General features: G+C 62.5%; 12 protein-coding genes and 3 pseudogenes. 9 read left to right on the top strand and 6 right to left on the bottom strand.

Features of this window, described 5'->3' with window-relative positions; genetic code table 11:
- Window positions 1-36: 36 nt before the first annotated feature.
- The 4 genes from IVA95_RS31980 to IVA95_RS31965 all read left to right on the top strand — a co-directional run bounded on the left by IVA95_RS31980 (window position 37) and on the right by IVA95_RS31965 (window position 3,250).
- Window positions 37-483 (top strand): GNAT family N-acetyltransferase, encoded by a 447-nt coding sequence (locus IVA95_RS31980; protein WP_247514115.1) that lies wholly within the window; start codon window positions 37-39, stop codon window positions 481-483.
- 198 nt (window positions 484-681) lie between these two features.
- Entirely contained in the window at window positions 682-960 is a 279-nt protein-coding gene (locus tag IVA95_RS31975) for a rhodanese-like domain-containing protein (RefSeq protein WP_051379298.1), read from the top strand.
- Window positions 961-967: 7 nt separating this feature from the next.
- A complete protein-coding gene (locus IVA95_RS31970; RefSeq protein ID WP_247514114.1) occupies window positions 968-2,140 on the top strand; it encodes an aminotransferase in 1,173 nt (390 codons plus the stop codon).
- Between the two features lie 3 nt (window positions 2,141-2,143).
- Window positions 2,144-3,250 (top strand): polyamine ABC transporter substrate-binding protein, encoded by a 1,107-nt coding sequence (locus IVA95_RS31965; RefSeq protein ID WP_247514113.1) that lies wholly within the window; start codon window positions 2,144-2,146, stop codon window positions 3,248-3,250.
- A gap of 508 nt (window positions 3,251-3,758) precedes the next feature.
- Here the strand turns inward: IVA95_RS31965 and IVA95_RS31960 are convergent.
- From IVA95_RS31960 to IVA95_RS31935, 6 genes are all read right to left on the bottom strand, one after another.
- Window positions 3,759-4,694: a lipid A biosynthesis lauroyl acyltransferase gene (locus IVA95_RS31960; RefSeq protein ID WP_247514112.1), complete on the bottom strand. Its 936-nt coding sequence runs from the start codon at window positions 4,692-4,694 to the stop codon at window positions 3,759-3,761.
- A 20-nt stretch (window positions 4,695-4,714) separates the two neighbouring features.
- On the bottom strand, window positions 4,715-5,992 hold the full coding sequence (locus tag IVA95_RS31955; RefSeq protein ID WP_247514111.1) for a beta-ketoacyl-ACP synthase: 1,278 nt from the start codon (window positions 5,990-5,992) through the stop codon (window positions 4,715-4,717).
- An 80-nt stretch (window positions 5,993-6,072) separates the two neighbouring features.
- A complete protein-coding gene (locus IVA95_RS31950; protein ID WP_247514110.1) occupies window positions 6,073-7,272 on the bottom strand; it encodes a beta-ketoacyl-ACP synthase in 1,200 nt (399 codons plus the stop codon).
- A complete protein-coding gene (locus IVA95_RS31945) occupies window positions 7,269-7,739 on the bottom strand; it encodes a 3-hydroxyacyl-ACP dehydratase FabZ family protein (RefSeq protein WP_213252913.1) in 471 nt (156 codons plus the stop codon). Before IVA95_RS31945 ends, IVA95_RS31950 begins: the two co-directional genes overlap by 4 nt.
- A gap of 9 nt (window positions 7,740-7,748) precedes the next feature.
- A complete protein-coding gene (locus IVA95_RS31940) occupies window positions 7,749-8,042 on the bottom strand; it encodes an acyl carrier protein (RefSeq protein ID WP_247514109.1) in 294 nt (97 codons plus the stop codon).
- Between the two features lie 220 nt (window positions 8,043-8,262).
- Window positions 8,263-10,185: an FAD-binding monooxygenase gene (locus IVA95_RS31935; RefSeq protein WP_247514108.1), complete on the bottom strand. Its 1,923-nt coding sequence runs from the start codon at window positions 10,183-10,185 to the stop codon at window positions 8,263-8,265.
- A 183-nt stretch (window positions 10,186-10,368) separates the two neighbouring features.
- Between IVA95_RS31935 and IVA95_RS31930 the strand changes: the two genes are divergently transcribed.
- The 5 genes and pseudogenes from IVA95_RS31930 to IVA95_RS31910 all read left to right on the top strand — a co-directional run bounded on the left by IVA95_RS31930 (window position 10,369) and on the right by IVA95_RS31910 (window position 13,368).
- A complete protein-coding gene (locus tag IVA95_RS31930) occupies window positions 10,369-10,836 on the top strand; it encodes a MarR family transcriptional regulator (RefSeq protein WP_247514239.1) in 468 nt (155 codons plus the stop codon).
- A gap of 211 nt (window positions 10,837-11,047) precedes the next feature.
- The gene (locus IVA95_RS31925) at window positions 11,048-11,617 is read left to right on the top strand and encodes a septation protein IspZ (RefSeq protein WP_247514107.1); all 570 of its coding nucleotides are present in this window, start codon (window positions 11,048-11,050) and stop codon (window positions 11,615-11,617) included.
- A gap of 108 nt (window positions 11,618-11,725) precedes the next feature.
- A pseudogene (locus IVA95_RS39190) lies at window positions 11,726-11,977 on the top strand (glyoxalase superfamily protein); the annotation flags it as partial.
- Window positions 11,969-12,157: pseudogene (locus tag IVA95_RS38615) on the top strand (ClpX C4-type zinc finger protein); the annotation flags it as partial. The pseudogenes IVA95_RS39190 and IVA95_RS38615, both read left to right, overlap by 9 nt.
- A 573-nt stretch (window positions 12,158-12,730) precedes the next feature.
- Window positions 12,731-13,368: pseudogene (locus tag IVA95_RS31910) on the top strand (glutathione S-transferase family protein).
- The last annotated feature ends 13 nt before the right edge of the window (window positions 13,369-13,381 follow it).

Below are 13,381 nucleotides of genomic sequence, written 5' to 3'. Positions count from 1 at the left end.
TTGCCACGGGCCCGGTGTAACCAGCGGCAGGTGAACATGGGGACCATCTACCGCCCGGCGATGTTCAACGACGCGGACCGTCTCCACGACATTCGACGGCGATCTATCCTTAGACTCGCGCCGCCAAAAATGCCCGTTGCCGAAGCGCAGGCGTGGTCTGCGAAGCTCACGCGCGCCGGAATGGAGCAAAAGCTGCGTGAGCTAGAAATATGGGTGGCCAAGCTGGACGGCATCGTAGCCGGGTGGGGGGCCATTCGCGGCGACTCGCTGGAAGGACTCTATACCGACCCGGAATTTGCCGGCCGGCGTGTTGGCGCGGGGTTACTTGAGATGTTCGAGCGGCTGATGCGCGAGCGCGGCATTCGGGCGGTGCGGGCCGAAGCCAGTTCGAACGCGATGGCATTCTACCTTCGTCGAGGTTACCGGGCGAACGGCCCTCAAACCCCGAATGGGGCTTGGCCCATTGCGAAGGAGCTTCTATAGCCGCCTCCGCCGAAGCTGAGACCGGAAGTTCGAACGGCGCTTTAAACCGTTCGCGGCGCTTGATTTTCACCGCGCGAGGGGCGACTTTGGCGCCCGCTTGGCCGGGCCTGTCGGAGCCCGTGCGGCGGGTTGTCAGGAGGATATTGCGTGGCGGACCATCAGGTGCACGATTTGACGCCGGAAGACGTTTCCAAGGGGATGGCGGAAGGGCGCTACCTTCTGGTCGATGTCCGCGAGCCCAATGAGGTGGCGGTGGAGGCCTATCCGGATGGGGTGGTCGTTCCGCTCCAGAGCTTCGATCCGGCAGCCATTCCAGAGCCGCAGGGAAAGCAGGTGGTTTTCGCCTGCCGCTCGGGCAAGCGCTCGGTGACGGCTTCGCTCGCGGCGCAGGCGGCGGGGCTGCCTTACGACAAGCATCTGGCAGGGGGCATCATCGGCTGGAAGGCCGCGGGATTGCCGACCAAAACCGGCGGCTGATCTGCCAATGACCTCCATGAACAAGGTCTTTGCCGACCTTCCCGTCACCGTGTTCGAGGCGATGTCGCAGGCGGCACGCGACAACAACGCCATCAATCTCGGCCAGGGCTTTCCCGATGATCCCGGACCGGAGGACATCCGCCGCGCGGCGGCCGACGCCACGGTGAACGGCTATAACCAGTACCCGTCAATGATGGGCATTCCGGAACTCCGGCAGGCGATCGCCGCTCACTACGGCCGCTGGCACAAGCTCTCGCTTGATCCGATGACGGAAGTGATGGTGACCTCGGGCGGCACCGAGGCGCTGACCGCGTCCATTCTCGCCGTGGTCGAACCCGGCGATGAGGTCGTCGTATTCCAGCCGGTCTATGACAGCTATTTGCCGATCATCCGCCAGGCCGGCGGTATTCCGCGCCTGTTGCGGCTCGAGCCGCCGGGCTGGCGCCTGACGGAAGAGATGCTGACGAGCGCCTTCAATCCCAAGACGAAGGCGGTGCTGTTCAACAATCCGCTCAACCCGGCGGCCGTCGTCTATCCCCGCGAAGACCTCGAACTGCTGGCGCGCTTCTGCCAGAAGTTCGACACCATTGCGATCTGCGACGAGGTCTGGGAGCACGTCATCTTTGATGGCCGCGAGCATATCCCGCTGATCACGATCCCGGGCATGCGCGACCGCACCATCAAGGTCGGCAGCGCCGGCAAGATTTTTTCGCTGACGGGATGGAAGGTCGGCTTTGTCTGCGCCGCGCCGCCGCTGCTCAGGGTGGCGGCCAAAGTGCACCAGTTCCTGACCTTCACCACCGCGCCGAACCTGCAGGCTGCGGTGGCTTATGGCCTCGGCAAATCAGACGAATATTTTTACGACATGCGCAAGGACCTGGCGCGGAGCAGGGACCGCCTGACGAAAGGGCTGGAGAGCATCGGCTTTCCCGTGCTGAAATCGCAGGGAACCTATTTTCTCACCGTCGACTTGTCGCCGCTGGGCTTGAATGAGACCGATGTCGAGTTCTGCAAGCGCATTGTGAGCGACTACAAGGTCGCCGCGATCCCGGTGTCGGCTTTTTATGAACAGGACGCGGTGACGTCGGTGGTGCGGTTCTGTTTTTCCAAGAAGGACGAAACGCTGGACACCGCGCTGGAACGCTTGTCGGACGCGGTGCACGGCCGCCGCAAGAGGTAGAGGATGCGCGATCAGATTCGAAGTTCGCTGCGCCTGATCGGCGCAATGGCTGTGGCGCTGTCTCTCTCGCCCGCCTGGGCGCAGGAGCGCACCGTGAACTTCTACAACTGGTCGAACTATATGGCTCCGGGGGTGCTGGAGGACTTTACCAAGCAAACCGGCATCAAGGTGGTTTACGACACGTTCGATGCCAACGAGACGCTGGAGACGCGTCTCTTGGCAGGAAAGTCCGGTTACGATGTCGTGGTGCCGACCGGATATTTCCTGCAGCGCCAGATCACCGCAAAAGTTTTCACAAAGCTCGACAAGTCGAAGCTGCCCAACCTCGCCAACGCCTGGCCGGTGGTGACCAGCCAGCTTGCGACCTATGATCCCGGCAACAATTACGCCGCCAACTACATGTGGGGCACCACGGGCATCGGCTACAACGTCAAGACGGCCGAGAGGATTCTCGGGCCCGGCGCGAAGATCGACAGTTGGGATATCGTCTTCAAGCCGGAGAACCTCGCAAAATTCAAAGATTGCGGCATCCATATGCTGGACTCCGCCGACGACATTTTACCGGCGGCGCTGAGTTATCTCGGCCTCGATCCGAACTCCACCAAGCAGGCCGATCTGGAAAAGGCCGCCGATCTCGTTAGCAAGATCAGGCCCAATGTCCGGAAGTTTCACTCTTCTGAATATCTGGGCGCGCTCGCCTCCGGCGAAATCTGCTTCGTGGTGGGCTGGTCGGGCGATGTGATGCAGGCGCGCAGCCGCGCGGCGGAAGCCAAGAACGGCGTCGAGATCGGCTACACAATCCCGAAAGAGGGCGCGCAGATGTTCTTCGACAATCTCGCGATCCCCGCGGATGCCAAGAACGTCGCGGAAGCCTATGAGCTGATCAACTATCTCTACCGCCCCGATGTCGCGGCGAAGAATTCGGACTTTTTGTCCTACGCCAACGGCAATCTCGCGAGCCAGAAGCTGATCGATCCGAAGATTTTGAACGACAAGAACATCTATCCGGACGAGGCGATGCAGAAGAAGCTGTTCGTGATCCGGGCGCGCGATCCAGCGACGCAACGCGTGATCAACCGGCTGTGGACGCGGGTGAAGACGGGGAGGTGACGGCGTCCGGCGTTTTCTCCGTCATTGCGAGGAGCGAAGCGACGAAGCAATCCATGCTTCAGCAAGCGGAGGGATGGATTGCTTCGCTTCGCTCGCAATGACGGCCCCGTAGCCCAGATGAGCGAAACGACATCCGGGAGCCGTGCCATGATACCCCAGATATCGCTGTGCTCACCGAGCCTCCGCTCGCTTCCGACAAACTTCCGTTGCCGGAACGCGAAGGAGACTCTATAGCTCGCTTCCGGGAGCATCACATGACCAACATTCTCACCTTCTTTTCAACGCGCACGCTGCTGCAGATCATCTTCGTTCTGGGATCGACGGTTGCGATGAAGGCGTGGAGCCTCGGCCTGTTCGGCGGATAAAGAAAGCGGCTGTTGCGTAGCCCGGATGGAGCCAACGGGTCCGCGAATGCGCGCCCGATGACGGGCTCCGCGCAATCCGGGACTTCAGCCGGTTACGAGAGTGCTCCCGGGTTGCGCTGCGCTTCACCCGGGCTACATGGGCACTACCGCCATCTCCTGTGCAGCCACAGCCACTGGTCCGGATATTCGCGCACCCAGCCTTCGACCACGTCAGTCACCGCCTGCATCGTGCCCTGGATGTCGATTTGCCCGGAGGCGTCGCGCACCGGCTTGATCTCTTCGGACAGTTCGGCGCGGAAGCGGTGGTTGGGCAGGCGGATGATGCGCACGCCATGCACGGGGCATTCGACCTGCCGCAATAGCCGCGCCAGCGTCGGGTTGGCCTTGGTCTTGCGGCCGAAGAACGTCACCTCGACGCCGTTGCCCATATATTGATCGACCAGCATCGCGACGTGCTGGCCCCGCTGCAGGGCCTCCGCCAGCTTGAGCGGCGCCTCGCGGCCGGCCGGCACCAGCGTGCCCATCTTGACGGCGCGAATTTTTTGGATGGCGCGGTCGGCGGCCTCGATGTTCGGCCGGCGGAACAGGATGGCGCAATCGAGCCCGTGCGCGACGGCGCCGAGCGCAGGGATCTCCCAATTGCCGAGATGGCTCGCAAAAATGATCGCCGGCTTGCCGTCGTCGCGCAAAGAGTCGAAGATTTCCTTGGTCCGCGGGGGAAACTCGACGCGGCTCGGCTTCTCCGGATGTTCGAGGTCGTAATCCCAGATGTGATCGAGATGGGCGAACTCGGCGCCGATGCGGCCGAGATTGTCCCACACGCCGGACAAAATAGTTTCGATCTCTTCCGCCGATTTCTCAGGAAAGGCGGCCTTGAGATTTTCGCGCCCGATGCGGTCCTCGCGCAGCCGCCGCCCGATAAAGCGGGTGACGCGGCCGAAGAAATCGGCGGTCTTGTCCGGATCGAAATAGCGGGTGGTGCGGAGCAGCGCGATCGTCAGCGCGCCGACGGCTATTTCCGCCACCGGCTTGGCGGCGTCGCGCAGGCGCGCCTTGGTGCGTAGGAGCAGGCGGTTCATTTTTTTTGAAGCAGCTAGCTCTACACCGGTTCGCGCGTCAGGATCAGCGAGGCGTTCTGCCCGCCGAAACCGAACGAGTTCGACATCACGGCGGTGACCTTGGCGTCGCGCGCCTTGTTGCCGACCACGTCGAACAGGATCGCCGGATCCGGAATCTCGTAATTGATGGTCGGCGGAATCCGCTGATGCTCCAGCGTCAGCAGCGAGAACACGGCTTCCACCGCGCCGGCCGCGGAAATCGTATGCCCGACCATCGACTTGTTCGAAGACACCGGAATCTTCGGCAGATGATCGCCGAACACCACCGCGGTCGTGTTGTACTCCATCTTGTCATTTTCCGGCGTCGCGGTGCCGTGCGCGTTGATGTGATCGATCTGCTCCGGCTCGAGGCCGGCATCGGCCAGTGTCTTGCGCATGCAGCCGATGATCGGCTTGCCGTCCGGGCTGGAGCGGGTGCGGTGGAACGAGTCGGTCAGCTCACCGCAGCCGGCCACTACGCCCAGAATTTTGGCGCCGCGCGCGATTGCGGATTCATAGCTCTCCAGCACCATCGCGCCGGCGCCTTCAGCCATCACAAAACCGTCGCGGTTCTTGGAGAACGGCTTTGAGGCAGCCTGCGGCGGATCGTTCTGCGTCGATAGCGCCGACAACAGCGAGAACCGCACCAAAGCTTCCGGGTTCACCGAGCCGTCGGTGCCGACGCACAGCGCGGCATCGGCTTCGCCGCGGCGGATCGCCTCGACGCCGAGCTGGATCGCGGTGGCACCGGAGGCGCAGGCGGTCGACAGCGAGATCGGCGATCCCTTGGTGCCGAACGTTTCGGCCAGGTGGCTCGCTATCGAACCGAACATGAAGCGGCGATGGTAGGCCGTGAACCGGCCGCCGCCGCTGACGCGCAGCATATCCTCGTAGCCGAATTCGGTGCTGCCGACGGCGCGTCCGAGCTCAAGCCGCTGCGGCCATTCGACCTCGACCGGCGCCACGGCAAGAAACAGCGGTCCGGGAAAGTCGGCCTTGCCGCCGATCGCGGCCTGTTCGAGCGCTTCCCCGGTCGCCATCTCGGCGAGACGTTCGCTGAGGCCGGTCGACGAGAAGGGATCGATGGTGACGAAATCGACGGTGCCAGCCATCGTCGTCTTCAGGCCGTCGATCGGAAAGCGCGTCACGGTCCGGATGCCGGATTCACCCGCGGTCAGCTTTGCCCAATTGTCCTTTTTGCCGGCGCCGAGCGACGTCACCACGCCCATTCCGGTGACGACGACGATCGGCCTGCCGAGTTTATCGCGTGGTGCTGACATGGTTCCCCCGATGTTGCGCCGTAACTGAAAGTGCGCTCGCCTCATTACTGGCCGTGCCGAAAGCGGTCTCCGGCCACGCTCTACTTGATGGCCTCGACCAGGGCCATGCCTTCGCCCTGCCAGTGACCGGCCCCCACGACGACAATCTGATCCGGGCTGCCCGCCTTTTCAACCTCGAGGCCGGTCGGATCGTTGGGCGGGAACAGCGCGCCACGGGAGATCGACAGCGCGGCAAGCGCCAGCCCCAGCGGAAACTGCGTCTCCAGTGTGTGACCGAACATCGTGCCGGTGGCGCGCACCACAAAGCCGGGATGCTGGCGCAAAAAGGCCTTTTCGTCCGACGTCACCGGCTCGACGCCGGTGGCTCCCGTGATCAGCGCGCCACTATCGCCCACGCCGAGCTTCGGCCACAGCGCCTCCAGCGATTTGGTCACCGCGCCCGGCTGCTTGCGCTGCGCAAGATCGGCAACGACTTTGGTCAGTTTGGCGTAAGGCTTGGCACCGCGGGCTTCGGCGTGCCCGCGGGCTTCCAGCACCAGGAAGCAGCCGGCGGAGCCGAGCGCGAAGCCGCTTCGGCCTTCGCGTTGCCACACCGGCGAAAACTTTTCGGTCAGGTTGAAATCGCCGAATTCATAGAGCACCAGGAGGTCGGACCGTTCGCCATTATGCGCCGCGCCGACCAGCGCGATATCGCTTTGGCCGGCTTCGATCCGCGCCAGCGCAATCCGCGCCGCATCAATGCCGGCGGCCTCCTCGCCCATGAAGGTGCGCGACGTGCCGCAGACGCCGTGGACAATGGCGATATTGCCGGCGAGCAGGTTGGAGAGCTGGGCCAGGAACAGCGTCGGCCGCAGATCGTTCATCAGCCGTTCGTTGAGAAAGCCGGGGCTCGAATTGCCCCTGGCATCGGCGCTCAGGATCGCCGCGTCAACCGCGATGTCGCGCTCGCCACCGCCGGCGGCGACGATCATGTCCATCCGTCCGAGGATTTCCTTGTCGCCTTTGACGCCGGCCGAATCCAGCGCCAGCCCGGCGGCATAGGTGCCGATGCGCTGCCAGGCCTCCATCTGGCGCTGGTCGCCCTTCTTCGGAATCTGCGCGTCAAAGGTAACCGGCGCCAGCGGATGCACGATGTAGGGCGCAAACCGCTTGTCGTCGACGTTGATCTTCTTCTCGTTCAGCGCATCCCAATGCGCGTCCAGCCCCTCGCCGAGCGATGAGACGATGCCGATGCCGGTGATCCAGACTTCCTTGGCGCCCGCGGATTTTGGCTCAGTCATTGCGTGATTGCCTGCAGTGGGAAGCCGATCTTGTTGGCCAACGCGTCCATGTGCACGCGCAAAGCCGGATCGGGGAAGGGGGAGAGGCCGAAGGTGAGCTCGGCGCTGCACTTCAATTCCTTGCCGACGCGCCCCTTGGCCTTGGTGACGGCAAAGCCGGAACCTTCGTGCTCGAGCTTCGCCTCGATCGTCAGCAACTGGCCGGGACTGACGAAGCCCCGCATCTTGGCTTCCTTCACGATGGCCAGGAACGGCATGCGCTCGAACTTCAGGGCGCCGAGTATCAGCCAGCCGGAGCTCTGCGCCATCGCCTCGGTCAGCAAAACCCCGGGCATGATCGGGAAACCGGGAAAATGCCCTTCGAAGATGGTGTGAACAGCCGGAACCTGCGCCTCGACCGTGATCCTCTTTTCGTCGAGGTTCAACTCGACGACGCGGTCGATGAGCTTAAAGTAATCAAGGTCCATGGCGGGCGACTAGGCGCCCGGGGCTGCATTCTTGGCGGCGACCAGGTCGTCGATGCGATCGGCGAGATTTTGCAGCACGAAGTACTGCTCGGTCGTGGCCTTGCCGTCGTTGACCTCCTGGGTCCATTTTTCGAGCGGCATCTTGATCCCGAACGCCTTGTCGATGGCAAAGGCGATGTCCAGGAAGTCCAGGCTGTCGATGCCCAGATCGTCGATGGCGTGGCTCTCCGGCTTGATCGTGTCGCGCGGAATGTCGCAGGTCTCCGCGATAATGTTGGCGATCTGATCGAATGTGGAAGACATCATTAAGCCTTTGATATACTGGAGAAAATCCGGAACGGCTTGGAGGAGGCGGGTGCACGGCCCCGGAAGGCCCATTCCCTCGGCCGGAGTCGAGTGCCCGTATATCGGAGCGGGCCGCTGAGTTCAATGGAGGGGCGGTCGGGGTGGAGAGCGACTTGCGGGCAAAGATGGCCGATTTCGGTTCCACGGAAGCTGCCACAGAAATCCCCGTGATTAGCTCTCACGCCGCCCGCAACATGAAGCCATCAAAATATGCCGCAAGCTCCGCATGGCCATCGAGCGGGAGCACATGCGCGACGTACTGGTCCGGGCGCACCACGACCATGCAGCCGGCGGACCGATCGATACCGCGCATCGCGAAGATGTCGTGGCCGCTCTTGAGATCGGGGCAGAACATCTTTTCGTAGTCGATCAGCCCATAGCGGCCTTTGCGCGGGAGAAGGAGCGGGGGCATCGCCTCGATGGGAAGCTCCGTATGCGCCTGCTGGAACACGGCACGGACATCGATCACCGAATCGATATCGGCGCCCGTAGGCGTATGCCTTCTGACGGGAGATTTAGGGCTCTCGCTCAGGAAATGGCACAGCGAGCGCAGAGGGGAGTTGGCGGCGGGGTCGCCCGCGCCGGCAAAGATGAAAATCCGGAAGCGGCCATCCGCCTTGGCGACGTGGCCGAGATGAACCGGCTTGGCATCCGAAAGCCGCACGACCGGCGCGGAATGAAAGCGCGTGCCGATCACAAATCCCTTCGCGAGATGCTGGTGATCGGGTTCGGCGGTGATGACGGACGGGTGATAGCGCGTCGCCGTGCCCGCGGTATAGCGGCCGTGACGGACGAAATAGTTTTGCGTTTGTGCCGCGTCCGCGCCCTTGTTGTCGCCTTTGGCAGATGCAAGAATCTCGGCCCATTCGCGGTCGAAGTCGATCAACTCCTTCGCGACCGCCTGCCGCTCCGCCGAATAGCTGTGCAGAAGCTGCGGCGTGCTGCGCCGGCGCAGCACGGAGGCGAGCTTCCATCCGAGATTGAAGGCGTCCTGCATCGAGACGTTCATGCCCTGGCCCGCTTTCGGGCTGTGCGTGTGGCAGGCATCGCCGGCGATGAACACGCGGGGCAGGCGGGTTGCGATTTCTTCTTCCGGCACGTCGTCGAACTTGTCGGTCAACCGCTGGCCGATCTCGTAGACCGACCACCAGGCGATCTCTTTCACGTCAAGCGTATAGGGGTGGAGAATCCGGCGCGCCTTCGCAATCAGATCGTCCGATGTGATGTTGCGGTTGGCGACCCGCTCGCCGGCGCCGAGGTTTGTGAGCTCGACATAGAGGCGGACGAGATAGCCGCCTTCGCGCGGGATCACGATGATGCTGCCGTCGCCGGCCGACTGGATCAGCGACTTGAAGCGGATGTCGGGGAAGTCGGTGACGGCCAGGACGTCCATCACGCCCCAGGCGTGGTTGGCGGAATCGCCGCGCAGCTCGCGCCCGATCGATTGGCGCACCGTGCTGCGCGCGCCGTCGCAGCCGACGACATAGCGCGCCTCGATGGTCTCGATCTCGCCCGCGTGCCCGGCATCGAGCCGTTCGAGGGTCATGGTCACCGCGTGGGCTTCGAAGCGCGAAGCAGGTACGATCCGAAGGTCGCGCAGGCGCCGCGCATAGTAAGGCTCGAGCTTCGCGGGCGATCTGCGCATGACATCGAGATAACAATCATGCACGCGCGCCTGGTTCAGGATGACATGCGGCATTTCCGATAGCCCGTCCTCGACGTCCTGAACCCGGCCGCTCCGGACGATGTGTTCAGGCTTGGCGTCATCCGGCTTCCAGAACGTGGTTTCATTGACCCAATAGGCCTCCTTCAGCACGCGCTCGCTGAAACCAAAGGCGTGGAACATCTCCATGGTGCGGCAGGCGACGCCGTCGGCCTGGCCGCGCAAGAGCCGGCTCGGCTTCTGCTCGACGATGCAGGTCTTGATGTCAGGAAACGCCGCAAGCTGGGCCGCCAGCGTCAAGCCGGCCGGCCCGCAGCCGACGATCAGCACGTCGACTTGCGCCGGAACCGGTCCTGACGTGCCGGAAGGCAAAACCCGCTCGACGGGGTCGGCGATTTCGGGGTCGCCCGGCTCGAATCCATTCAGATGAAACTGCATGAGACCTGTTCCTCCCGTCTGCGGCCGCCTCCCGATTTTGACCTAAGGCGTTGCCTTCATCGAGGCACTGCTCGCTGGAATACCGGGCAGGCGGCAGGTGCAGGACCGATATTGATCAGCATGCTGATTATCAGTATGCCTGTCAATTCCAGACCTGCCTTGCAACCCGCCTTGGAGTGTTCGGTGAAAGATAACAATGAGATGCCCGGACATCTGGCGCGCCGCTTCCAGCAAATCGCGGTGGCGGTGTTCCTCGCCGAGGTCGAAGAAGCAGGCTTCGACCTCACGCCCGTTCAGTACGCTGCGTTGGCAGCCATCAAGATGAACCCGGGGATCGATCAGGTGACGCTGGCTGGCCTCATCGCCTATGACCGCACCACCATCACCGGCGTGGTCGACCGTCTCGTGCAGAAAGGCTTGCTGGTGCGTCACCCAAGCCCCCGCGACCGCCGCGCCCGCGAACTGCAGATCACGGAAGCGGGAAAGCGAACCCTGCGCGCCATCACGCCGGCCGTCGAGGCAGCCCAACGCCTCATGCTGCGCGGCCTCACCGAAAAGGAGGGCGCGGAGTTGATGCGGCTGCTGCGCAAAGCCATCGCCGCCGGCAACGAACTCAGCCGCGCGCCGTTGCGGGATGCGGAGTTAAAGTGAGGTAGAGGGGCAGGGAAAAGGAGGGCGGATTAGCGACAGCATAATCCGCCGTGCCGCATCAATGCTGCGCAACGTCGTGAATTCAGCCGTTGTCAAACGGCGGATGATGCCTGTCGCCATCCGCTCTACGTGCTATAAGTGCACAGTAACCATAACGCAACTTCAACGGCATAGGCTACTTCAAGAGTCGAAAAGCCGGAGACCACGAAAAATGCAGGTCGTGTTGAAGCATTTGCTTCTGGACTTTCTTTCGACGTTTGCTTTCTTTGTCATAGTACTCTTGACCAATGATGTAATGCTGGCGCTTTGTTTCGGAATTGGCTTCTGCTTTTTGCAGATCGCGGTTCAGAGATATTTACGCAGTCCCATTCCTCCGATTCAATTGATGGCGCTCGCTCTGGTGCTGGTGTTTGGCGCTTCTGCGTTTATCACCAGCGACAGCCGATTTCTGATGGCAAAACCGAGCATCAGCAGAGCGGCGATCGGCATAATTATGCTTCGCCGTGGCTGGCTCGTGCGATATCTTCCAAAGATCGCCCGCGACGCATTACCTGCGGCTCTGGTTGAACGTGTGGGTTATGTGTGGGCTGCTTTGATGTTTGGTCTGGCGGCCCTGAACCTGCTCGTTGCTACCACAGCGAGTATACGCATTTGGGCGTTATATTCACTGATGGTTCCGACGACAACCAAGGCTGTAGCCCTAATCATCACTTATCTCGTCTTCAGAAATAAGGTGAACCGTGTGTTAGCACCGGTGCGATCCGATAAGCTTGCTCGTTAGCCTGTAGGGCGGAGCTGCGCCACAGCGTTCATCGCCCGGGTTGACAACAACCACGCCCGAGCCAACTATAATGACCGGTTGATACACCTGCCGCCTGCGCCCTCTGGGATGGTGAACGTATCTGATATCTCGGCCCTCGCTATTGGCGAACGGGTCGGCAAGGCAGGTACCGATCTCCCTCCGTTCGCCGATACGGGTGCTCTCATGCGCGATTTCCGCGATGCGAAAGCCATGGCGCGTTCCCTGCGCGATGCCTTAACTGCCAAGGCTGTGCAAACCACGCACAGCGAGTCCTTGGAGCTGATCGCGAAAGCGTTCGGCTACGAAAACTGGAATATCCTGTCGGCCAAGATCGAAGCAGCCCGGCCACAGTCCGGCTGGCCGGGCAGGCCGAGGAATCCGGCATCACAAGCCAAACTCCTCTACTGCTCGTTCTGCGGCAAGAACCAGGACGAGGTGAACAAGCTGGTCGCCGGCCCCGCCGTGTTCATCTGCGACGAATGTATCGATCTGTGCACCGACATCGTCGACGAGCAACTGCTTCGCCTGATCGAAGGCGACGAGGAGGGCGCTCGCGCCCTGTCGACCGAAAGGCTGCAGCACTACGTCGTACACGCAGAGAAGGGAGCGCAGCGCAACCGGCTCGCATTGCAGCGGATCGAGAGCGTGCTTGCACTTCGTGAGAAAGGACCGGCAGCGGATGGCGGGATATCGCTATCGCCCAGCCTCGCCCAGTTGAAGAACAAGACACCGGACGAACTGCGAACCATGCAGGCGTATGCGCAGGCCCAGTTGAAGAGCTATGAGCAGGCGCTACGAACCGCGACGGCGATCGTTGGCGAACGGACCCGGTAAACACCCTCGTGGCAACGTAGCCCGGATGGAGCCAACGGGGTCGCGCGGATGCGCGCCACGCGACGAGCGCAATTGCGCTCGCGCAGTGAGGCTCCGCGAAAACCCGGGCCCAGCGATGCCGCATATCGCATGCGCTCATGCGGGCTACTTGCTGTAATTCATCCCGCTTTCTGCGGTGACGAAAAAAGTTGTCAGCGATGTCGGCGCGCGAGCCGTTCGCTCGTCCTTTGCTGTGAACCAGGAAAATGGAGATGCAAAATGGTCGACCTGATCCTCACCACGTTCGATTGGGTTCCCGAGATGCCGCGGGGCTATGTGCGTGACATACGCGTGCGCTGGGCGCTGGAAGAGGCCGCCTTGCCCTATCGCGTCGAAAACGTGCCATTTCGCGCTCGCAGTGCCGAGCATTTCACGCACCAACCGTTCGGCCAGGTGCCGTGGTTGACGGATGGAGACATCTCGATCTTCGAGAGCGGCGCGATCCTGCTTCATCTGACCGAGCGAAGTGCCGCGCTGATGCCGGCCGATCCGCGCGGTCGCAGCGAGGCTTTGCAATGGCTGTTCGCGGCGCTCAATTCAGTCGAGATGGCAAGCCTGCCCTGGTCGATATTGGCGTTCTCTGGCGACACCGGTGATACGCCGGCATGGAAGCGTTTGGACAGGTTCCTCAAGGCACGGCTCGGGCACATGGAGCCGGTCCTGGCGGGGCGCGAATGGCTGGCCGGGACCTTCTCCGTCGCCGACATACTCATGGCGGATGTGCTGCGCCTTGTCGATCGGTTCGACGGCCTGGGCGATATCCCGCCTGTCGTCACTATGTCGCGCGCGCCACGGCCCGCCCGTGTTTCGCGAAGGCACACGCAGACCAGATGGCGCATTTTGCTGCGGCAGACTGAGCCAACGGCGGAT

The sequence above is a fragment of the Bradyrhizobium sp. 157 genome (genome assembly GCF_023073815.1).
GTDB lineage: Bacteria > Pseudomonadota > Alphaproteobacteria > Rhizobiales > Xanthobacteraceae > Bradyrhizobium.
The sequence above is the reverse complement of the archived record's forward strand: the minus strand, read 5'-3'. Positions and strand labels throughout refer to the sequence as shown.